This window comes from Burkholderiales bacterium (assembly GCA_036262035.1).
Classification (GTDB): domain Bacteria; phylum Pseudomonadota; class Gammaproteobacteria; order Burkholderiales; family SG8-41; genus JAQGMV01.
The window spans coordinates 926,557-949,141 of the sequence record DATAJS010000010.1; the positions used below are offsets into that span (position 1 = coordinate 926,557).

A 22,585-nucleotide genomic window follows, 5' to 3' on the forward strand; every position below is an offset into this window, starting at 1 on the left:
ACGGGTCCAATATGAGCATCCTCATCAACAAAGACACCAAGCTGATCACCCAGGGGATCACCGGCAAGACCGGCCAGTTCCACACCCATGCGGGCGTGGAATACGCGAACGGCAAGCACTGCTACGTCGCAGGCGTGACGCCGAAAAAAGGCGGGCAGAGCTTCGAAGGCATCCCGATCTTCGAGACCGTGAAGGAAGCGAAAGCCGCGACCGGTGCGACGGTGTCGGTCATCTACGTGCCGCCGCCTTTCGCCGCGGCCGCGATCGACGAAGCGGTCGACGCCGGGCTCGATCTCGTCATCTGCATCACCGACGGCATCCCGGTGCGCGACATGATCCGCACCCGGTACCGCATGCAGGGGAAGAAGACGCGTCTCATCGGCCCGAACTGCCCCGGCGTCATCACGCCCGACGAGCTGAAGATCGGCATCATGCCCGGCCACATCCACAGGAAAGGCCCGATCGGCGTGGTCTCGCGCTCGGGCACGCTGACCTACGAAGCGGTCGGTCAGCTCACCGCGATCGGTCTCGGCCAGTCGTCGTGCGTCGGCATCGGCGGTGACCCGGTGAACGGCATGAAGCACATCGACGTCATGAAGATGTTCAACGACGATCCGCAGACCGAAGCGGTGGTGATGGTCGGCGAGATCGGCGGCAGCGACGAGGAAGACGCCGCGCGCTGGGTGAAAGCGAACATGAAAAAGCCCGTCGTCGGCTTCATCGCCGGCGTGACGGCGCCGCCCGGAAAGCGCATGGGCCACGCCGGCGCGATCATCTCGGGCGGCAAAGGCACCGCGGACGAAAAGCTCGCGGTGATGGAGGAGTGCGGCATCAAGGTCACGCGCAATCCCGCGGAGATGGGCAAGCTGATGAAGTCGGTGCTGGGCTGAGGAGCGCCTAAAAGAAAACCGGGGTCAGACCCCGATGAAGCCGGGGTCTGACCCCAAGAGGAGAGAGAGTTGGAAGGCGGTACGGTCAAGCGCGGCAAGCGCGCGAACGGTGGTCCCGGCAAGGTCAAGGGCCGGCCGGTCGATCTGAACGCTCAGGAGGAGATACGCGCGCTGCTCGGCAACGCGCCGCGCAGGCGCGATCTCCTGATCGAGCACCTGCACAGGATCCAGGACCGCTACGGCTTCATCTCGGCGGCTCACGTCGTGGCGCTCGCGCGCGAGATGGCGCTCGCGCCGACCGAGGTCTACGAGGTCGCGACGTTCTATCACCATTTCGACGTGGTGAAGGAAGGCACGACCCCGCCGGCTCCGCTCACGGTGCGCGTGTGCGATTCGCTGTCGTGCGAGCTCGCGGGCGGGGGCGAGCTGTTCCAGGCGCTCAAGCAAGGCCTGGGGGACGGCATTCGTGTGATTCCCGCGCCGTGCGTGGGCCGCTGCGAGCAGGCGCCGGTCGCGGTGGTCGGCAAGAACCCGATCGCGAACGCGACGCCGGAAGCGGTGAAGAGCGTCGTCGCCGCCAGGCGCACCGAGTGCCCCGTCGGCGACTACATCGATTACGCGAAGTACAGAGAGTTCGGCGGTTACAAGCTCGCCGCCGAATGCGTCGCGGGCAAGCGCGACGTGGAAGAGATCATCAAGATCATGGAGAGCTCGGGGCTGCGCGGCCTGGGCGGCGCGGGCTTCCCGGCGGGCCGCAAGTGGCGCATCGTGCGCGCCGAGCCGGGGCCGCGGATCATGGCGGTCAACATCGACGAAGGCGAGCCCGGTACTTTCAAGGACCGCCACTACCTCGAGCGCGACCCGCACCGCTTCCTCGAAGGGATGCTGATCGCGGCCTGGGCGGTGCAGATCGCCGAGGTCTACATCTACCTGCGCGACGAGTATGCCGGCTGCCGCGAGATCCTCGAGCGCGAGCTGGCCGCGATCACGCGCGATCCGCCGTGCGAGCTCCCGACGATCTTCCTGCGTCGCGGCGCCGGCGCCTATATCTGCGGCGAAGAGTCGGCGATGATCGAATCGATCGAAGGCAAGCGCGGTATGCCGCGCCTGCGCCCGCCGTACGTCGCCCAGGTCGGCGTGTTCGGCCGTCCGACGCTCGAGCACAACATGGAGACCCTGTACTGGGTGCGCCAGATCGTCGAGCAGGGCGCCGAGTGGTTCGCGGGCCACGGGCGCAACGGGCGTAAAGGACTGCGCTCGTTCTCGGTCTCCGGTCGTGTGAACAAGCCCGGCGTGCATCTCGCGCCCGCGGGCATCACGGTGCAGGAGCTGATCGACGAGTACTGCGGCGGCATGCTGCCCGGCCACACCTTCTACGCGTATCTCCCCGGCGGCGCGTCGGGCGGGATATTGCCTGCCAGCCTCGGCAACGCGCCGCTCGATTTCGACACGCTGCAGGCGTACGGCTGCTTCATCGGCTCGGCGGCGGTGATGATTCTCTCGGACAAGGACAGCGCGACGCTCGCCGCGAGGAACGTCATGAAGTTCTTCGCCGAGGAGTCGTGCGGGCAGTGCACGCCGTGCCGCGTCGGCACGGCGAAAGCGGTGGGCCTGATGGCGCAGCCCAAATGGGACCAGGCGCTGCTCGAAGAGCTGTCCGCCGCGATGGCGGACGCCTCGATCTGCGGTCTCGGCCAGGCCGCGCCCAACCCGATACGCTGCGTGATGAAGTACTTCCCGGACGAAATAAAGTGAAACGTGGAACGTGAAAAGTGAAACGTAACCCTCCCTCTCCCCAGGCTGGGGAGAGGGTCGGGGTGAGGGGATCACGTTTCACTTTTCACCGCGAGAGCGCACATGACTGGAATGACCAAAGAAGAGCTGGCCGCGATGCCGGTCGAGTTCAAGCTGAACGGCAATGACGTCGTCGCTTTCGGCGACGAGACGATACTCCAGGCCGCCGATCGACTCGGCGTCGAGATCCCGCGACTCTGCTACAAGCCGGGCATGCGGCCCGACGGCAACTGCCGCGCGTGCGTCGTCGAAGTGAAGGGCGAGCGCGTGCTCGCGGCATCGTGCTGCCGCCGTCCGACCAAGGGCATGGAAGTCACTTCGGACAACGATCGCGCGCGCCATTCGCAGAAGATGGTGCTCGAGTTGCTGCTCTCCGACGTCGCGGGAGAGCGCCATACGCTGAGCTCCGAGCTCGACCAGTGGGCCGAGAAGCTCGAGGTCAGCGAGCCGCGCTTCGAGCGCCGCCACAACCCGGCGCCGGACCTCTCGCACTACGCGATCGCCGTCAATCTCGACGCCTGCATCCAGTGCACGCGCTGCGTGCGCGCGTGCCGCGAAGTGCAGGTGAACGACGTCATCGGCTACGCCTTCCGCGGCGAGCACTCCAAGATCGTGTTCGACCTCGACGACCCGATGGGCGGCTCGACGTGCGTGGCGTGCGGCGAGTGCGTGCAGGCGTGCCCGACCGGCGCGCTGATGCCCGCGCACGAGGTCGGCATGGTGGTGCCGGACCGACAGGTGAACTCGGTCTGCCCGTACTGCGGCGTCGGCTGCCAGCTCACCTACAACATCAAGGACAACAAGATCCTGTACGTGAACGGCCGCGAAGGTCCCGCCAACCTTTCACGCCTGTGCGTCAAGGGACGCTACGGCTTCGACTACGTCCACCACAAGCAGCGCCTGACCAGGCCGCTGATCCGCAAGGACGGTGTGCCGAAGCACGCGGACTTCACCATGGACCCGTCGAATCCGCTCGAATACTTCCGCGAAGCGAGCTGGGAAGAGGCGCTCGATCTCGCCGCGAGCAAGCTCAAAGCGATCCGCGATTCGGGCCCGCGCACGCTCGCCGGCTTCGGCTCGGCGAAAGGCACCAACGAAGAGGCCTACCTCTTCCAGAAGCTGGTGCGCACCGGTTTCGGCTCGAACAACGTCGACCACTGCACGCGGCTGTGCCACGCTTCCAGCGTCGCGGCGCTGCTCGAAGGCATCGGCTCGGCCGCGGTATCGAACCAGGTCAACGACGTCGCGCGCGCGGACGTCATCTTCCTCATCGGCGCGAACCCGATCTCCAACCACCCGGTCGCGGCGACGTTCATCAAGAACGCCGCGAAGAACGGCACGACGCTCATCTACGCCGACCCGCGCAAGTCGGAGCTGTCGCGCCACGCGCAATACATGCTCCAGTTCAAGCCCGACACCGACGTGGCGATGCTCAACGCGATGATGCACACCATCGTCGAGGAAGGGCTCGTCGACGCGGCGTTCGTCGCCGACCGCACCTCGGGTTATGAGGAGCTCAGGAAGAACCTCGAGGGCTACAGTCCCGAGGCGATGGCGCCGATCTGCGGCATTCCGGCCGAGACGCTGCGCGAGGTCGCGCGGCTCTTCGCCAAATCCAAAGGCTCGATGATCCTGTGGGGCATGGGCGTGTCGCAGCACGTGCACGGCACCGACAACGCGCGCTGCCTGATCGCGCTGTGCCTGATGACCGGCCAGGTCGGCCGCCCCGGCACCGGCCTGCATCCGCTGCGCGGCCAGAACAACGTGCAAGGCGCTTCGGACTCAGGATTGATCCCGATGGTCTTCCCCGATTACCAGCGCGTCGACGACGACCAGGCGCGTGCGCGCTTCGAGAAGCTGTGGGGCACGACGCTCGATCCGAAACCGGGCCTCACCGTCGTCGAGATCATCCACGAGATCCTCGACGGCAAGATCCGCGGCATGTACATCATGGGCGAGAACCCCGCGATGTCCGATCCCGACGCGCATCACGCGCGCGAAGCGCTGGCCAAGCTCGAGTTCCTGGTGACGCAGGAGATCTTCCTCACCGAGACCTGCTACTACGCCGACGTGATCCTGCCGGCGACCGCGTGGCCGGAGAAGGACGGGACGGTCACCAACACCGACCGCATGGTGCAGCTCGGCCGCAAGGCGCTGGCCGCGCCGGGTGAGGCGAAGCCGGATCTCTGGATCATCCAGGCGCTCGCCAACCGCCTCGGCCTCGACTGGAAATATGCGGGGCCGAAGGACGTGTTCAACGAGATGCGCCGCGCGATGGATTCGATCGCCGGCATCACCTGGGAGCGCCTCGAAGCCGAGAGCTCGGTCACCTATCCGTGCGAGAACGAAGGCGATCCCGGAACCCCCGTGGTCTTCACCGAGCGCTTCCCGACCCCGAGCGGCCGCGCCAGGTTCGTCCCGGCGGACATCATCCCGGCCGCCGAGCGTCCCGACGGCGAGTACCCGTTCGTGCTCATCACCGGGCGCCAGCTCGAGCACTGGCACACCGGCGCGATGACGCGCCGCGCGTCGGTGCTCGACGCCATCGAGCCCGATCCGACCGCGCTGGTGCACCCGCTCGATCTGGACGCGATGGGGGCGAAGGCGGGAGACGTCATCACGATCGAATCGCGCCGAGGCATCATCTCGCTCTACGCGCGCGCCGACGACGGCACGCCGCGGGGCGCTGTGTTCGTGCCGTTCTGCTTCTACGAAGCCGCGGCGAACCTGCTCACCAACCCCGCGCTCGATCCGTTCGGCAAGATCCCCGAGTTCAAGTACTGCGCGGTGAAGGTGATGCGCGGGGGCGAGCTGACGCCGCGGACGTCGTATGGCGGGGGTCAGGCGCTGGCGGCGCTGAGGGGCGTCGGGGCCTGACGGCGCGGTGCGTTACCACGCACCCTGCGAAGGTCGTCATTCCCGCGCAGGCGGGAATCCATTTTCGACGGTCAAAAGTCAGAATGGATTCCCGATCGCTTCCGCTATCGCGGGTCGGGAATGACGGCCCACTCTTGACCGCGGTCAAGGCGTCGTTCGCTTCTGCGGTCCTATAGTTCCCCGGCTCGCGCCGTCCGGCGCCGATAAAAATCCCAGAACGATTCCACGCTTCCACGGAAAGGTCGACGTCATGCCGTTATCCGATATCGAAATCGCCCAGCAGGCGAAGCTGCAGCGCATCACCTCGCTCGCGCAAAAGCTCGGAATACCCGAGGACGCGATCGAGCCTTACGGCCACTACAAGGCCAAGGTGTCGCTCGACTACGTCGACAGCCTTGCGAGCAAGAAGGACGGCAAGCTCGTCCTGGTGACGGCGATCAGCCCGACCCCCGCCGGGGAAGGCAAGACGACGACGACCGTCGGTCTCGGCGACGCGCTCAACAAGATCGGCAAGAAAGCGCTGATCTGCCTGCGCGAGCCTTCGCTCGGTCCCGTCTTCGGCATGAAAGGCGGCGCGGCGGGCGGCGGCTACGCCCAGGTCGTGCCGATGGAAGACATCAACCTGCACTTCACCGGCGACTTCAACGCGATCCAGCTCGCGAACAACCTGCTCGCCGCGACCATCGACAACCACATCCACCACGGCAACGAGCTCGGCATCGACGTGCGCCGCATCACGTGGAAGCGCGTCCTGGACATGAACGACCGCGCGCTGCGCGAGATCACGTGCTCGCTCGGCGGGCCGGGCAACGGGTATCCGCGCCAGGACGGTTTCGACATCGTCGTAGCAAGCGAGGTGATGGCGATCTTCTGCCTCGCGACCTCGTTCAAGGACCTCAAGAACCGCCTCGGCAACATCGTGATCGGCTACACGCGCGAGCAGAAGCCGGTGCTGGCGAAAGACCTCAAGGTCCATGGAGCGATGACCGTGCTCCTGAAAGACGCGCTCAAGCCCAACCTCGTGCAGACGCTGGAGAACAATCCGGCGTTCATCCACGGCGGTCCGTTCGCGAACATCGCGCACGGCTGCAACTCGGTGATCGCGACCAAGACCGCGCTCAAGCTGGCGGACTACGTCGTGACCGAAGCCGGTTTCGGCGCCGACCTCGGCGCCGAGAAGTTCGTCGACATCAAGTGCCGCAAGTCGGGGCTGCGTCCGGACGCGGTGGTGATCGTCGCGACGATGCGCGCGCTGAAATACCACGGCGGCGTCGACGTCAAGGAAGTGAACAAGGAAAACCTCGCCGCGCTGGAGAAAGGCCTCGCCAACCTCGAGCGCCACGTCGACAACGTGCGCAACCACTACGGCCTGCCGTGCGTGGTCTCGATCAACCGCTTCACCTTCGACACCGACGCCGAGATCGAGCTCGTCAAGAAGAAGATGGCGCCGCACAACGTGCCGGTGCTGCTCGCCAACCACTGGGCCGAAGGCGGCGCGGGCGCGGCGGACGTGGCGAAGGCCGTCGTCGATCTCATTGAAAAGGGCGGGAGCAAGTTCAAGTTCGTCTACGAAGACGACGTGCCGCTGTGGGACAAGATCAAGACGATCGCCACCAAGATCTACGGCGCGAGCGACGTCACGGCGGACGCCAAAGTGCGCGGCCAGATCAAGCGGCTGCAGGAGGAGGGTTACGGCAAGTATCCCGTCTGCGTCGCCAAGACCCAGTACTCGTTCTCGACCGACGCGAGCTTGCGCGGCGCACCGTCGGGCCACGTCGTGAACATCCGCGAAGTGCGTCTCGCCGCGGGCGCGGAGTTCGTGGTGATGGTGTGCGGCGACATCATGACGATGCCCGGCCTGCCGAAGGTGGCGTCGGCGGAGAAGATCGACCTCACCGACGACGGTAAAGTCGTAGGGCTCTTCTGATATCGGGTTTTGAAGGAAGGGAGGTCTCGGAGGGAAACCCTGGTTTCCCTCCGAGGTGTTTACTTCCCGCGTCAATGGAAGCGCGCAGCGCTTCCGTTGACGCATCACGAAGTGACATGATAAAAAGCGGGCGCTCGTCATGATCTGACGGGCGCTTCCAAAGGGGAGTAGCTACGGCCGCGTCGTCGTCAGGCGCGGCTGCGATACGGCCGTCACCACGGAATCGCTGGACGATTCCCGGCCGCATCGGCGACTTGGGCGTTGCCGGCGAGACCTTTGCCTCGAACGAGTACGGTTAAAGGTAAAGGTAGAGGTCGCCGCACGTGAACGTGCTGGGCATTCCTGTCGAATTCATCCTGTTCGCGCTCACGCTGCTCGGCGTGGCGGTGTTCCACCATCACACGATGGCGGTCGCGCTCACCGGGCTGGCGGCGATCACCGCGTACAAGCTCGGTTTCACCGGGTTCAAGGGCGCGACCGGTGTCCACGGTCTGGCGCTGCACCTCGCGCACGAGTGGGTGATCCTCGCCAATCTGCTCGGGCTGCTCCTCGGGTTCGCGCTGCTCGCGAACCACTTCGAGCGCAGCCGCATCCCGGCCGAGCTTCCCAGGCTGCTGCCCGACGACTGGAAAGGCGCGTTCGTCCTGCTCGCGATCATCTTCGTGCTGTCGAGCTTCCTCGACAACATCGCGGCGGCGATGATCGGCGGCACGATCGCCGGCACGGTGTTCCGCGGCAAGGTGCACATCGGCTATCTCGCGGCGATCGTCGCGGCATCGAACGCCGGCGGCGCCGGCAGTGTGGTCGGCGACACCACGACGACGATGATGTGGATCGCCGGCGTCTCGCCGCTCGACGTGCTCGAAGCGTACGTCGCGGCCGCGGTCGCCCTCGTGGTGTTCGGGATACCCGCGTCGTTCCAGCAGCAGCGCTACTCGCCGATCATGAAAGACCCGCCTCGCGGGGTGAATATCGACTGGGCGCGCGTGGGTATCGTGGGCGCGATTCTCTCGGCGGCGATCGCCGCCAACGTCGTGGTGAATCTCTACTACGACGCTGTCTCGGACGCATTTCCGTTCATCGGCGCCGCGGTGTGGGCGGCGATCCTCGCGACCGCCGCGGTGCGCAGCCCCGACTGGTCGCTGCTGCCGAACGCCTTCCGTGGCAGCGTCTTCCTGCTCGCGCTGATCCTGTGCGCCTCGATGATGCCGGTCGAGAAGCTGCCGGCCGCGTCGTGGTCTTCCGCGCTCGGTCTCGGTTTCGTCTCGGCCGTCTTCGACAACATCCCGCTCACCGCGCTCGCGCTGCGGCAGGGCGGCTACGACTGGGGCTTCCTCGCGTACGCCGTCGGCTTCGGCGGCTCGATGATCTGGTTCGGCTCGTCCGCCGGTGTCGCGCTCGCCAACATGTACGGCGAAGCGAAGTCGGTCGGCGCGTGGGTGCGTCACGGCTGGCACGTCGCCGTCGCCTACGTGATCGGCTTTTTCGTCCTGCTGTCCGTCCTCGGCTGGCACCCGCACGCGCCGGCCAAGCGCGCGGCGGCCTCGGGTATTTCCCGATGCGACGATTGCGTACGTGGTTATAATTTCCGCCGAACGGCGCAGACCGCTTTTTTGTCCACCTGCGTTCCCGTCCGGGGTTCGCAGTTTCCAACCCACGCAGTACCGTATCTTCCCGCTGCGGCGCATTACCCGAGGAGTGAATTCACATCATGAGCGTAACCGACCCCGCCTTCTGGGTGGCGTTGCTGCAGATCATCGGCGTCAACATCGTTCTTTCCGGCGACAACGCGGTCGTCATCGCGCTTGCCGCGCGCTCGCTGCCGCCCAAGCAGCAGAAACAGGCGATCTTCTGGGGCAGCGGCGCCGCGGTCGTCATGCGGATCATCCTGACGATCGTCGCGGTCGAGATGCTGAAGCTGCCTTACCTCAAGCTCATCGGCGCGGTGCTGCTGCTGTGGATCGCGGTCAAGCTGCTGATGCCGGAAGAAGAGGGCGGCGAAGACGTCAGTGCGAGCGATAACCTGATCGTCGCGATCAAGACGATCCTCGTCGCCGACCTCGTGATGAGCCTCGACAACGTGATCGGCGTCGCCGCCGCGGCCAAGGACAACGACACGCTGCTCATCCTCGGTCTGGCGATCTCGATCCCGCTGGTGATCTTCGGCTCGACGATCCTGCTGAAGCTCATGGGCCGCTTCCCGGTGATCATCACGATCGGCGCCGCGCTGCTGGGCTGGGTCGCCGGCGAGATGGCCGCGACCGATCCGTTGATCAAGGAGTGGGTGAACGCGAACGCCCACTGGCTGCACTGGGTCGCGCCGGCCGCCGGAGCGGTGCTCGTCGTCGTCGTCGGCAAGTGGCTGGCGTCGCGCTCGCACGAGTCGAAAGAAATCGTCGATCTCGTCCATGAAGATCCGAAAGCATAGGGGGTGAGACCATGAAGACACTGGTGCCTACGGACGGCTCCGAGACCTCGCTGCGCGCGGTCGACCATGTCATCAACAAGTCGCAGCGCGACGCGCTGGAGCTGCACCTGATCAACGTGCAGCCGCCCCTGCCGTACGCCGGCCGCGCGGCGTCGGCCGTCGGCCACAGCAATATCGAGGATTACCACCGGGAAGAAGGGCTGAAGTGCCTGGAGCCGGCGGAGCGCACGCTGGACGCGGCCGGCATCCGGTACCACTACCACGTCGCGGTCGGCGATGCCGGCGAGGTCATCGCGAAATACGCGAGAGAGCACGGCATCGACCAGATCGTCATGGGCACCCACGGCCGCGGCGCGGTCGCCAGCGTGCTCATGGGTTCGGTCGCGAAGGAAGTGCTGGAAAAGGCGAGCGTCCCCGTCGTTCTCGTGAAATAGCGGGCCGGCGCGGCCTGTTCGCGCATGGAGCATGGACAACCGTCGCCAGGGGCGGCGCGTTATGTCGGGACGGGCAGGGCAATCGCGGCGGAAAATTGACCGCGGTCAATTCGTTTTGGCGGGGCCTGGACCAAGATACCGGGCAATCTGCAGGGTCTGGGCGCTTCCGGCGCCCGTCCAGCGGATCGACCGGCTCCGCGCTGGCAGCGCGCCCGAGTCCACGATAACGGAGGAGTGAAATGCGTAAGAGCCTGCGCGGCTTCGTGCCGCTACTCGCACTGACCAGCTTCGCGCTGAGCGGACCAGCATCCGCGGCGGCCGCCGGCTGGGAACCCGCCAAGCCCGTCGAATTCGTGATCCCCGCCGGCACCGGCGGCGGCGCCGACCAGATGGCGCGCCTCATCCAGGGCATCGTAGCCAAGCACAACCTGATGAAGCAGACGCTCATCCCGATCAACAAGTCGGGCGGGGCCGGCGCCGAAGGCTTCCTCGACGTGAAGGCGGCGAAAGGCGATCCGCACAAGATCATCATCACCCTCTCCAACCTGTTCACCACCCCGCTCGCGACCGGCGTGCCTTTCAACTGGAAGGACCTGACGCCGGTATCGATGATGGCGCTCGATCAGTTCGTGCTGTGGGTGAATGCCGAAACGCCGTACAAGACCGCCAAGGAATACGTCGAGGCGGCGAAGAAAGCGGGCCCCGGCAAGTTCAAGATGGCCGGCACCGGCTCCAAGCAGGAAGACCAGATCATCACGGTCGCGCTCGAGAAAGCGACCGGGGCCAAATTCACCTACATTCCCTTCAAGGGCGGCGGCGACGTCGCGACCCAGCTGGTGGGCAAGCACGTCGACTCGACGGTGAACAACCCGATCGAGGCGGTCGCGCAATGGCGTGCCGGAAAGCTGCGTCCGCTGTGCGTGTTCGACGACCAGCGCATGCCCTACAAGAACAAGGTGACTGACACCATGGCGTGGGGCGACATCCCGACCTGCAAGGAAGCCGGGGTGCCGACCGACTACGTGATGCTGCGCGGCATCTTCATGGCGCCGGGCGTTCCGAAGGAAGCGGTCGACTACTACGTGCAGCTTCTCCGGCGCGTACGCGAGACGCCCGAGTGGAAGGAGTTCATGGAGAAAGGCGCGTTCAACCAGACCGCGCTCTCCGGCAAGGAATACGCCGACTGGGTGGCGAAAGCCGAGCAGGAGCACGTGAAGCTGATGACCGACGCGGGCTTCCTCGCCAAGAAGTAAATCGCTGAAGGGCGGGCCCGGAGCCCGCCCTTCTGCTTCGGAAAGCCCCATGAGCGAACCTCACAGCAGCCGCCCCGCTTTGGGCGGCGTATCGGCGCGCGCGATGGAAATCGTCGTCGCGGTCATCCTTTTCGGCATCGGCTCGCTCGTGGTGTACGACAGCCACCGCCTCGGCTCGAGCTGGGGCTCCGACGGCCCGCAGGCAGGGTATTTCCCCTTCTACATCGGCCTCATCATCTGCATCTCGAGCGCCGCGGTTTTCATCCAGAACGTGTTCGGCAAGTCGGGCCGGCGCGCGGGGATCTTCGTCGAGTGGCAGCCGCTACGGCAGGTGCTGGCGATGCTGCTGCCGGCGGCGCTGTACGTGCTGGGCACCCAGCTCATCGGCCTGTACGTCGCGTCCGCGGTCTACATCGCGCTCTTCATGCGCGTGCTGGGCAAATACGGCTGGCTGAAGAGCGTCTCGCTCGGTTTCACCGTCAGCGCGCTCGCTTTCATCACGTTCGAAGTCTGGTTCAAGGTGCCGCTCTACAAAGGCGCTTTCGATCCGCTGTGGTTCCTCGGATACTGAGCGGCGGCAGGGGAGAAGCAGTTGGGAGATATCGCAGCACTGTTTCACGGCTTCGCGGTCGCGCTGACGCCTTTCAACCTGCTGCTCATGCTGATCGGCGTGAGCCTGGGCGTGATCATCGGCGTGCTGCCGGGACTCGGCGGCGCGAACGGCATCGCGATCCTGCTGCCGCTCACGTTCTCGATGCCGCCGACCTCGGCGATCATCATGCTCTCGTGCATCTATTGGGGCGCGCTGTTCGGCGGGGCCATCACCTCGGTGCTCTTCAACATACCCGGCGAGCCGTGGTCGGTCGCGACGACCTTCGACGGCTATCCGATGGCGCAGCAGGGCAGGGCGGGCGAGGCGCTGACCGGCGCGTTCACGTCCTCGTTCGTCGGCGCTTTCGTGGCGGTCGTGATGATCACCTTCATCGCGCCGCTGGTGGCGAAGTTCGCGCTGCAGTTCGGGCCGCCCGAATTCTTCGCGGTGTACTTCCTCACGTTCTGCAGCTTCATCGGCATGGGCAAGGAGCCGCCGTTCAAGATCATGGCCGCGATGATGCTCGGCTTCGCGCTCGCGGCGGTCGGCATCGACACCGTGACCGGACAGCTGCGCCTCACGTTCGGCTCGTCCGAGCTCATGCGCGGCTTCGACTTTCTCGTCGCGGTGATCGGTCTCTTCGGCATCGGCGAGATCCTGCTGTCGATGGAAGAGGGGCTGTCGTTCCAGGGCCGTACCGCCAAGATCGATCCGAAGATCGTGCTCGAGACGTGGAAAAAACTGCCGACGTACTGGGCCACGATGGGCAGGAGCTGCCTGATCGGCTGCTGGATGGGCATCACGCCCGGGGGTGCTACGCCCGCATCGTTCATGAGCTACGGCGTCGCCAAGCGCGTCTCGCGCGACGGGGCCAAGTTCGGCACGGGCCAGCTCGAAGGCGTGGTCGCGCCCGAGACCGCGGCGCACGCCGCCGGGACGTCCGCGCTGCTGCCGATGCTCTCGCTCGGCATCCCAGGCTCGCCCACCGCGGCGGTGCTGCTCGGGGGCTTACTGATCTGGGGTCTGCAGCCCGGGCCGCTGCTCTTCGTCGAGCAGCGGGATTTCGTGTGGGGCCTCATCGCGAGCATGTATCTCGGCAACATCGCCGGGCTCATCATCGTGCTCACGTGCGTGCCGCTGTTCGCCGCGATCCTGCGCGTGCCGTTTTCGATCATCGCGCCGATCATCGTGGTGATCTGCGCGATCGGCGCGTACACGGTGCACAACGCGATGCTCGACATCTGGTTCATGCTGCTCTTCGGCGTGGCGGGCTACGCGTTCAAGAAGCTCGCCTATCCGCTGGCGCCGCTCGTGCTTGCGCTGGTGCTCGGGGACCGCGCCGAGGACGCTTTCCGCCAGTCGATGCTGATGGCGCAGGGCGACCTCACGATCTTCTTCTCGAACTGGCTGGTGGGCTCGATCATGGCGCTCGCCCTGATCCTGCTCGTCTGGCCGCTCTTCAGCCGCTGGAAGGCGCGGGTGCGCGGCGCTGCACCCGCGCCGACCGTCGGCTGACGCCGACGGTCGACGGCCAGTGAACGAACGGGGGAAACCAAAGGTTTCCCCCGTAGGCCCCCATCCTACGGTTATCTACCGATAATCGCGTCAGCGTCCGAGCGGCGCTTGAGTCGGGATAGCGTCTCGGGCGACAGGTTGAGGTAGGAGGCCAGCTCCTTCTTCGGCAGCCGCTCGGCGAGCTCGGCGTGCTTGCGCATGAAGCGCTTGAGGCGGCCGGAGGCGTCCAGGAGGTGCAGCGTGATCGTGTGCGCCATCACCTCCGACATGAGCTTCATGATCTCGAGGTCGAACTCGGTCTTGATCCCGGCATGGCGCTCGAGGAAGGCGACCCACTGCTGCATCGAGAGCTTCGCCGCCCTCACCCGGGTCACGGTCCGGATCGAGTACGGAATCGGGGTTTTCAGGCACCACGCGGCATAGCTCGTATCGATGTCGGTCTCCGCGGCGAAGCGCAGGATCATCTCCTTGCCCTGCGCGTTCGACACCACGCGCTTCAGGATGCCGTCGAGGATGAAGTACTGCTCCATCGAGTGGTCGCCCTGGTGCTCCAGGGTGTGGCCCTTGGGGTAATCCTCGACCTCGAGCAGGGGTTCGAGCTCCTGCCACTGGGCCGGCGCGAGGTGGCGCAGGGTGAGGTTCTGCGTAAGCTGCACGCGGACGATTTTTGCGTCGGGATGGCGTAGGAGGAGCGGCATATTCGATTACGTTTCGCCTGCGAAATGCGAATCTTGACCGCGGTCAAGGGCACACGAGCGGGCAGCCCTCTATGATACGCCCCTGCAAATCGCAGCCGCATCGGCTCGAACCGGATCCGCCACGGACCGAGTAAGCTCCGCCTTCCAGACTGACCGACAGCGCGGACCCCCGAAGACACCATTCATCAGACGGCGAGGACGAGGCATCTCACATGGACATGACACCCGACACCAAACTGGAAGTGACCGACGGCTTTCACCTGGTCATCGATGCCCTCAAGCTCAACGGAATAGACACCATTTTCGGTCTGCCGGGAATCCCGATCACCGACCTCACGCGCAAGGCGCAGGCGGCGGGGATGCGTGTCGTCTCCTTCCGGCACGAGCAGAACGCCGGCTACGCGGCGTCGATCGCCGGCTTCCTCACGCAAAAACCGGGCATCTGCCTCACGGTCTCGGCGCCGGGCTTCCTCAACGGCCTCACCGCGCTCGCCCACGCGACGACGAACTGCTTTCCGATGATCCTCGTCAGCGGCTCCAGCGAGCGCGAGGTCGTCGACCTGTCGCAGGGCGATTACGAGGAGATGGACCAGCTCGCGATCGCCAAGCCGCTGTGCAAGGCGGCGTTCCGCGTGCTGCACGCCGAGGACATCGGCATCGGCATCGCGCGCGCGATCCGCGCGGCCGTCTCCGGCCGTCCCGGCGGCGTCTACCTCGACCTGCCCGCCAAGCTCTTCCCGCAGACCGTCGACGCGACCGCCGGCCGTAATTCGCTCATCAAGGTCGTCGATCCGGCGCCCGCCCAGATTCCCGCGCCCGAGGCGGTGAAGCGCGCGCTCGATCTTCTGAAGTCCGCGAAGAAGCCGCTGATCATTCTCGGCAAGGGCGCGGCCTACGCCCAGGCCGACGAGAACATCCGCGCGCTGGTCGAGAAGACCGGCATTCCGTACCTGCCGATGTCGATGGCCAAAGGCCTGCTGCCCGACACCCACGAGCAGTCCGCCGCGGCGGCGCGCTCGTACGTGCTGCCCGAGGCCGACGTCGTTCTGCTGATCGGCGCGCGCCTGAACTGGCTGCTCTCGCACGGCAAGGGCAAGACCTGGGGCGGCAAGAGCTCGAAGGAGTGGGGCAATCAGAAGTTCGTGCAGATCGACATCTCGCCGCAGGAAGCCGACAGCAACGTGCGCATCGACGCACCCGTGGTCGGCGACATCGCATCGAGCGTGGCCGAGCTCCTGAAGGGCATCGGCTCGGGCTGGCAGAAACCGCCCGCTGAATGGACGAACGCGATCGCCGAGCGCAAGAACAAGAACATCGCGAAGATGGGCGAGACGCTCGCCAGGAACCCGACGCCGATGAACTTCCACAGCGCGCTCAACGTGGTGCGCGACATCGTGAAAGCGAATCCCGAGGCGATGCTGGTCAACGAAGGCGCCAACGCGCTCGACTTCACGCGCTCGATCGTCGACATGTACAGGCCGCGCAAGCGCATCGACGTGGGCACCTGGGGCATCATGGGCATCGGCATGGGCTACTGCGTCGCCGCCGCCGTGGTGACCGGCCAGCAGGTGATCGCGGTCGAAGGCGACAGCGCGTTCGGTTTCTCGGGCATGGAGATCGAGACGATCTGCCGCTACAACCTCCCGGTGTGCATCGTCATCCTGAACAACAACGGCGTCTATCGCGGCGACGAGAAGAATCCCACCGGCGGCCAGGATCCTTCGCCCCTCACGTTCGTGAAGGACGCGCGCTACGAGAAGCTCGCCGAAGCGTTCGGCGGCGTCGGCGTCCATGTCACCACGCCGGCCGACCTGCGCAGCGCGATGGAAGAGGCGATCCGCTCGAAGAAGCCGACGATCATCAACGCGGCGATCGACGAAACCGCGGGCACCGAGAGCGGCCGGATCACCAACCTGAACCCGGCAGCCGCCAAGAAGAAATAAGACGAGTTTTTGGAGAGATCAGCATGGAAGCATTGAAAGGCGTAAGAGTCCTCGACATGACCCACGTGCAGGCGGGCCCGACCTGCTCGCAGCTGCTCGCGTGGATGGGCGCGGACGTAATCAAGTTCGAGCCGCCGCAGGGCGACGCGACCCGCGGGCAGCTGCGCGACATGCCGAACGCCGACAGCCTGTACTTCACGATGTTGAACTGCAACAAGCGTTCGATCACCGTGAACATGAAGACGGCCGAAGGCAAGCAGGTGTTCGTCGACCTGCTGAAGAAGTCCGACATCATGATGGAGAACTTCGGTCCCGGCGTGCTCGAGCGTCTCGGCTTCACATGGGAGAAGATGCACGAGATCAACCCCAAGCTCGTGGTCGGCTCTATCAAGGGCTTCGGCTCCAGCGGCCCGTACGCCGACTTCAAGGCGTACGAGAACGTCGCGCAGGCGATGGGCGGCGCGATGAGCACCACCGGTGTCCCCGACGGCCCGCCGTTCGTCACCGGCGCGCAGATCGGCGACACGGGCACGGGCCTGCACCTTGCGATCGGCCTGCTCGCTGCGCTCAACCAGGCGAACCGCACCGGACAAGGCCAGTACGTCGAGGTCGCGATGATGGACGGCGTGATGAACCTCTGCCGCGTGAAGTTCCGCGATCACCAGCGCCTGCAGCGCGGCGAGCTTTCCGAGTACTCGGTGCCGACCTATCAAGGGATGGGCGAGACGCCGCGCGCGGGCAACGATTCGGGCGGCGGCCAGCTCGGCAACGCGATCCACTGCAAGCCGCACGGCGCCAACGACTGGCTGTACATCGTCGTGCAGGAAGCGGTGTGGACCAAGCTCGCCGAGCGCATCGGCCCCGACGTCGGCGTTCCCGACCTCTCGACCGATTCGCGTCTCGCCAAGATCGGCGAGCGCCGCAAGAACCAGCAGCTCATGTGGACGCTGATCAACAAGTTCGCCGAGAAGTACACCAAGCGCGAGCTGATGGAGATCCTGAATCCGCTCAACGTGCCGTGCGGGCCGATCATGTCGACCGAGGACCTCGCCAACGACGTGCACGTGAAGGGTCGCGACATGTGGGTCGAGATCGACCATCCCCAGCGCGGCAAGTGGTTCAACGTCGGCATGCCGATCAAGCTGTCGGCCTCGCCCGCGAAGATCGAGCGCTCGCCGCTGCTGGGCGAGCACACCGACGAAGTGCTGAAGCAGGTCCTCGGTTACTCCGACGACGACATCAACAAGCTCAAACAGGCCGGTGCGTTCTCCATGCCGCCGAAGAAAGTCGCGTAAAAATGAAAATCGCCATCATCGGACAGCAGGATTTCGGTAAGGCCGTGTTGGAAGCGTTTTTGAAGCGCGGCGACGAAGTCGCGGGCGTGTTCTGCGCGCCGGAGAAGCCCGGCGCCAAGGCCGACCCGCTGCGCGCCGCCGCAGAAGAGAAAGGCCTCAAGGTCTTCCAGTTCAAGGGACTGCGCGGTGAAGACGCGCACGAGGCGCTGAAGGGGCTCGACGTCGACATAGGCATCATGGCCTACGTGCTGCAGTTCGCCCCCGACACCTTCGTGCACATCCCGCGGCTCGGCACGATCCAGTACCACCCGTCGCTGCTGCCCAAATATCGCGGCCCGTCGTCGATCAACTGGCCCATCATCCGCGGCGACACCAAGACCGGGCTGACGATCTTCCGGCCCAACGAAGGCCTCGACGAAGGCCCGGTCGTGCTGCAGAAGGAATGCGCGATCGGTCCGGACGACACGCTGGGCGACGTGTACTTCAACCATCTCTTCCCGAAGGGCGTCGAGGCCATGCTCGAGGCGGCGGACCTCGTCTATGCCGGCAAGCACACCGAGACCGTCCAGGACGAGGCGCAGGCGAGCTACGAAGGGTGGTGCCGCGACGGCGAAGCGAAGCTCAACTGGGCGAACCACGTCGACTTCGTCTACAACACCATCCGCGGCTGCAATCCCGCGCCCGGCGCGTGGACGACGCTCAACGGCCAGAAGGTCCAGATCTTCGACGCGAAGAAGCACGTCTTCCGCCGCTTCGCCGACGTCTCCGGCAAGATCGGCGAAGTCAGCGCGGTCACCGACGCGAGCTTCAGGGTGACCGCGCAGGGCGGCGCGATCGAGGTGCTGCGGGCGCGAGGCGCCGACGGCAAGAAGGTCTCGGGGGGCGACTTCGCCAAGGCGAACGGTCTCGCCGCCGGCGCCATCCTCGGCAACTGAGCGCGCATCGGCGCCGCACCGCGGGCCCGCCTGCCCGCGGTGTTTTCGCGCCGCCGCGCACTAACACACATACATTGCAGGGGTATGGCGTAAAATTGGCGCCTTTCGCGCACCCTGATCTCAAGCCTAGATGCTCGCTCGACTCGATCTCGAGCCCGAGCCCGGCAGCGGGGCTGCAGGCGCCGCACTAAAACGCCATAAACGCAGCGTCGCCGTCGTCCGACTCGAGCTCGTAGCCGGTCCCGCATGACACCCCGTCTCGAGATGGCGGCCGTCAGCGATCGCGGCATGCTGCGGAAGGGCAACGAGGACTGCGTCGCCGTCGATCCCTTGCTCGGCATCGCCGTCCTCGCCGACGGCATGGGCGGCCACAACGCCGGTGAAGTCGCGAGCCGCATGGCCGTCGACGTCGTGCTCGCCGGCCTGCGACAAAGCCTCGATTCGAACTTCAGCCCCGAGCGCGCCGACGCGCAGGCGCTCGTCGCGCGGCACATCGTCAACGCCAACGCGGCAATCTACGCGGCCGGCAGCGCCAGCCGCGAGCGCGCGGGCATGGGCACCACCATCGTCGCGGCGCTGTGGCACGACGATCGTCTCACCGTCGGCCACGTCGGCGATTCGCGGTGCTATCGCCTGCGCGGCGAGACCCTGAGCCAGCTCACGCGCGATCACACCGTCGTGCAGGCCCACGTCGACGCCGGTGCGCTCAGCTCCGCGCAGGCGCGTGTCGCCGCGGCGCGCAACATCCTCACGCGCGCGCTCGGCACCGAGGCCGACGTGCAGATCGACCTCGCCACCCACGACTGCCAGCCCGGCGACATCTGGCTGCTGTGCTCCGACGGGCTGACCGAGATGCTCGACGACTTCGAGATCGCTCGCGTCGTCGCGGAGCCGATCGCGACGCTGCAGCAGATCGCCGACGAGCTCGTGCGCCGCGCCAACGACGCCGGCGGCGTCGACAACGTGTCGGTGATCCTGGCGCGCGTGGACGACGGGGGCGCGGCGCCATGAAGCGCAACCTCGTGCGCATAGCGGTCGGGCTCGTCGTGGTGGTGATCCTCCTGCTGCACGTGGCGAAGCAGCTCAACATCCCCATCATCGACGCCTTCGAGGCGATCATCTACGACGCGCGGCTGCGGCTGACCATGCCGCGCACGGTCGACACGCGCATCGTCATCCTGGACATCGACCAGAAGAGCATCGCCGAGCGCGAGCGCGGCGGCGAAGGCCGCTGGCCGTGGCCGCGCGACCGGCTGGCTTTGATGCTCGACAGCATCTTCGATCACTACCAGATGGCGATCGTCGGCTTCGACGTGGTGTTCGCGGAAAAGGACAATTCGTCGGGCCTGCGCGTGCTCGAGGACCTCGCCGAGCGCGACCTGAAAGGGGTGGCGCCGTACCAGTCGGCGCTGTCGGAGGTCAAGCCGCGGCTCGACTACGACGCGCTCTTCGCCAAGAGCATGAAGGACCGCGCCGTCGTGCTGGGCTATGCCTTCGACCGCGCCGATGTCAGTATCGGCGCGATACCGCCGCCGGTGCTGAAGACCTCCGAGTTCAAGTTCCCGCCGTCGGCTTATCCCTACGAGGGCTTCAACGGCAACCTTCCGGCATTCCAGCAGAACGCAGCGTCCGCGGGCCACTTCAATCCGGTGGTCGAGAACGACGGCATCACCCGGCGGGTGCCGATGATCGTCAAGTACAAGGACGGGTATTACGAAGCGCTATCGCTCGCCATGCTGCGGGTCCTTCTCGGCTCTCCTCCGATCAAGAGCGACATCGGCGAGGAAGGCCTGTCGATGGGCTACGAAGGCCTCGAAGGGCTCATCGTCGGCAAGTATCGCGTGCCGGTGGATGCCGAGGCGGCGGCGCTCATTCCGTACCGAGGGCCGAAGGGCAGCTTCGAGTACTACTCGCTCGTCGACGTGATCAACAAGCGGGTGCCGGTCGAGGCGCTCAGAGGAAAAATTGCGCTGATCGGCACCACGGTTCCTGGTCTGCTCGACCTGCGGGCCACGCCCGTCGATCCGTCGTACCCCGGGGTGGAGATCCACGCGAACATGATCGCCGCGATGCTCGACGAGAATCTGCAGCAGCGTCCGCCCTACGCCCCGGGTGCGGAATTCGCCACGATTCTGCTGCTCGGCCTGCTCCTCGCGGTCTGGCTGCCCGGCTTGTCCCCGACCCGGGCGATCGCGGTGGCGCTCGCCGCGCTGCTCCTCGTCGCCGGGGGCAATCTCGCGCTCTACGAGTTCGAGCACCTCGTCTTCCCCCTGGCGTCGTCGCTGGTGCTGATCATCGTCCTGTTCACCCTCAACATGGCCTACGGCTTCCTCGTCGAGGCGCGCGGCCGCAAGGAGATCACGGGACGCTTCGGGCAGTACGTCCCGCCGGAGGTGGTCGACCAGATCGCCCAGGACCCCGAGAACGCCTCGATGCGCGGCGAATCGCGGGAAATGACGGTGCTTTTTACCGACGTGCGGGGATTTACCACGATTTCCGAAGGTCTCGAGGCTCAGGCGCTCTCCACGCTAATGAATGAGTTTCTGACGCCGTTAACGGAGGTTATCTATAAGCATCGCGGGACCATCGATAAGTACATGGGCGATTGCATCATGGCTTTCTGGGGTGCCCCGCTGAAGGACCCCGACCATGCGCGCAACGGCGTGCTGGCGGGTTTGGAGATGCAGCGAACCCTGAAAGCCCTGCAGCCGACGTTTCGCGACAGGAACTGGCCCGAGATCCGCATCGGCGTGGGCCTGAACACCGGCCGCATGAGCGTGGGCAACATGGGCTCGCGGGTGCGCCTGGCCTACACGGTGATGGGAGACGCGGTGAACCTCGCCTCCCGGCTGGAGGGCATCACAAAGGAATATGGGGCTGATATTATTGTTGGCGAAGACACCAAGAACGCAGTCCCCGATGTCGTTTTCAGGGAGATCGACCGGGTGCGCGTCAAAGGCAAGGACACCGCGGTCACGATCTACGAGCCGCTCGGCGTCGAAGGCGAGGTGCCCCAGGCGGTCCTGGACGATGCGGCCCTCTTTCACGAGGCGCTGGAGCTCTATCGGAGGCAGGAATGGGAACTCGCCGAGCTGCGCCTGCTCCGTCTGAAAACGCTCTCGCCGGAGTCCTATCTTTACGATACCTTTCTCAAGCGCGTCGCTTTGTACCGCGTGAGTCCCCCGCCGCAGGGCTGGGACGGCGCCTTCACCTTCCTCAGCAAATAAGATGAAGCTCAAGATACTCGGATGCAGCGGAGGGATAGGCGGCGACCTGAGGACGACGTCGATGCTCATCGACGACGACGTCCTGATCGATGCCGGAACCGGCGTGGGCGACCTCTCGGTCCCCGATCTCACCAAGATCGACCACATCTTCGTGACCCACTCCCACATGGACCACGTCACGTCGATCCCTTTCCTGGTCGATACCGTGGGCTGGATGCGGAACAAGCCGATCACCCTGTACGCGACGCGGGAGACCCTGGCGATCCTGCACGAGCACCTCTTCAACTGGAAGCTGTGGCCCGATTTCGCCCAGATTCCCGACCCGGCACGGCCGGTGCTGCGCTACCAGGCGATCGACGTCGGCGTACCCGTGCGCCTGGGCAACCGCAAGATCACCGCGCTGCCCGCGAATCACGTCGTGCCGGCGGTGGGCTACCACATCGATTCCGGGGCGGCGAGCCTCGTTTTCAGCGGGGATACGACGACCAACGACGCGCTGTGGGAACACGTGAACCGCATCGACAACCTGCGCTACCTGGTCATCGAGACGGCGCTCTCGGACCGCGAGCGCGAGCTCGCGATCGCGTCCAAGCACCTGTGTCCCAGCCTGCTCGCGGACGAGCTCAAGAAACTTACCCTGTCGCCGGACGTCTATATCACGCACCTCAAGCCGCGCGAGGCCGAGGCCATCATGGAAGAGGTGGTCGCGCGGGTCGCGGAGCGCCGCCCGCAGATGTTGCGGAACAACCACGTTTTCGAGCTCTGAGCGCAGCCGCG

17 protein-coding genes are annotated in these 22,585 nt (G+C 65.8%); 16 read left to right on the top strand and 1 reads right to left on the bottom strand.

Features of this window, described 5'->3' with window-relative positions; genetic code table 11:
- Positions 1 to 11 precede the first annotated feature (11 nt).
- From sucD to VHP37_12400, 10 genes are all read left to right on the top strand, one after another.
- Positions 12 to 890: a succinate--CoA ligase subunit alpha gene (sucD, locus tag VHP37_12355; protein ID HEX2827133.1), complete on the top strand. Its 879-nt coding sequence runs from the start codon at positions 12 to 14 to the stop codon at positions 888 to 890.
- 69 nt (positions 891 to 959) lie between these two features.
- A complete protein-coding gene (locus VHP37_12360) occupies positions 960 to 2,645 on the top strand; it encodes an NAD(P)H-dependent oxidoreductase subunit E (protein ID HEX2827134.1) in 1,686 nt (561 codons plus the stop codon).
- 102 nt (positions 2,646 to 2,747) lie between these two features.
- Positions 2,748 to 5,561, top strand: a complete 2,814-nt coding sequence (fdhF, locus tag VHP37_12365; GenBank protein ID HEX2827135.1) for a formate dehydrogenase subunit alpha — start codon at positions 2,748 to 2,750, stop codon at positions 5,559 to 5,561.
- A gap of 250 nt (positions 5,562 to 5,811) precedes the next feature.
- Positions 5,812 to 7,488, top strand: a complete 1,677-nt coding sequence (locus tag VHP37_12370; GenBank protein ID HEX2827136.1) for a formate--tetrahydrofolate ligase — start codon at positions 5,812 to 5,814, stop codon at positions 7,486 to 7,488.
- Positions 7,489 to 7,811: 323 nt separating this feature from the next.
- Complete coding sequence (locus VHP37_12375; GenBank protein HEX2827137.1) at positions 7,812 to 9,203, top strand: citrate transporter; 1,392 nt, start codon at positions 7,812 to 7,814, stop codon at positions 9,201 to 9,203.
- Entirely contained in the window at positions 9,200 to 9,916 is a 717-nt protein-coding gene (locus VHP37_12380) for a TerC family protein (GenBank protein HEX2827138.1), read from the top strand. Before VHP37_12375 ends, VHP37_12380 begins: the two co-directional genes overlap by 4 nt.
- 11 nt (positions 9,917 to 9,927) lie before the next feature.
- Positions 9,928 to 10,350, top strand: a complete 423-nt coding sequence (locus VHP37_12385) for a universal stress protein (protein ID HEX2827139.1) — start codon at positions 9,928 to 9,930, stop codon at positions 10,348 to 10,350.
- Between the two features lie 239 nt (positions 10,351 to 10,589).
- Positions 10,590 to 11,603: a tripartite tricarboxylate transporter substrate-binding protein gene (locus VHP37_12390; protein HEX2827140.1), complete on the top strand. Its 1,014-nt coding sequence runs from the start codon at positions 10,590 to 10,592 to the stop codon at positions 11,601 to 11,603.
- Between the two features lie 49 nt (positions 11,604 to 11,652).
- Positions 11,653 to 12,174, top strand: a complete 522-nt coding sequence (locus VHP37_12395) for a tripartite tricarboxylate transporter TctB family protein (protein ID HEX2827141.1) — start codon at positions 11,653 to 11,655, stop codon at positions 12,172 to 12,174.
- Positions 12,175 to 12,195: 21 nt separating this feature from the next.
- Positions 12,196 to 13,710 carry a tripartite tricarboxylate transporter permease gene (locus VHP37_12400; protein ID HEX2827142.1) on the top strand — a complete coding sequence of 505 codons (1,515 nt, stop codon included), beginning with the start codon at positions 12,196 to 12,198 and terminating at the stop codon, positions 13,708 to 13,710.
- 71 nt (positions 13,711 to 13,781) lie between these two features.
- On the opposite strand, the gene VHP37_12405 is transcribed toward VHP37_12400, so the two are convergent.
- A complete protein-coding gene (locus VHP37_12405; protein HEX2827143.1) occupies positions 13,782 to 14,408 on the bottom strand; it encodes a Crp/Fnr family transcriptional regulator in 627 nt (208 codons plus the stop codon).
- 218 nt (positions 14,409 to 14,626) lie between these two features.
- Here VHP37_12405 and oxc point away from each other — a divergent pair, with 218 nt between their 5' ends.
- The 6 genes from oxc to VHP37_12435 all read left to right on the top strand — a co-directional run bounded on the left by oxc (position 14,627) and on the right by VHP37_12435 (position 22,574).
- Complete coding sequence (gene oxc / locus VHP37_12410) at positions 14,627 to 16,351, top strand: oxalyl-CoA decarboxylase (GenBank protein HEX2827144.1); 1,725 nt, start codon at positions 14,627 to 14,629, stop codon at positions 16,349 to 16,351.
- Positions 16,352 to 16,374: 23 nt separating this feature from the next.
- Positions 16,375 to 17,646, top strand: a complete 1,272-nt coding sequence (gene frc, locus VHP37_12415) for a formyl-CoA transferase (GenBank protein ID HEX2827145.1) — start codon at positions 16,375 to 16,377, stop codon at positions 17,644 to 17,646.
- A gap of 2 nt (positions 17,647 to 17,648) precedes the next feature.
- Positions 17,649 to 18,581 (top strand): methionyl-tRNA formyltransferase, encoded by a 933-nt coding sequence (locus VHP37_12420; protein HEX2827146.1) that lies wholly within the window; start codon positions 17,649 to 17,651, stop codon positions 18,579 to 18,581.
- 246 nt (positions 18,582 to 18,827) lie between these two features.
- Complete coding sequence (locus tag VHP37_12425) at positions 18,828 to 19,592, top strand: Stp1/IreP family PP2C-type Ser/Thr phosphatase (protein ID HEX2827147.1); 765 nt, start codon at positions 18,828 to 18,830, stop codon at positions 19,590 to 19,592.
- Positions 19,589 to 21,808, top strand: coding sequence for an adenylate/guanylate cyclase domain-containing protein (locus VHP37_12430; GenBank protein HEX2827148.1), 2,220 nt, complete (start codon positions 19,589 to 19,591; stop codon positions 21,806 to 21,808). The genes VHP37_12425 and VHP37_12430 overlap by 4 nt, the downstream gene beginning before the upstream one ends.
- A gap of 1 nt (position 21,809) precedes the next feature.
- Positions 21,810 to 22,574, top strand: a complete 765-nt coding sequence (locus VHP37_12435) for a 3',5'-cyclic-nucleotide phosphodiesterase (protein HEX2827149.1) — start codon at positions 21,810 to 21,812, stop codon at positions 22,572 to 22,574.
- Positions 22,575 to 22,585: the final 11 nt, after the last annotated feature.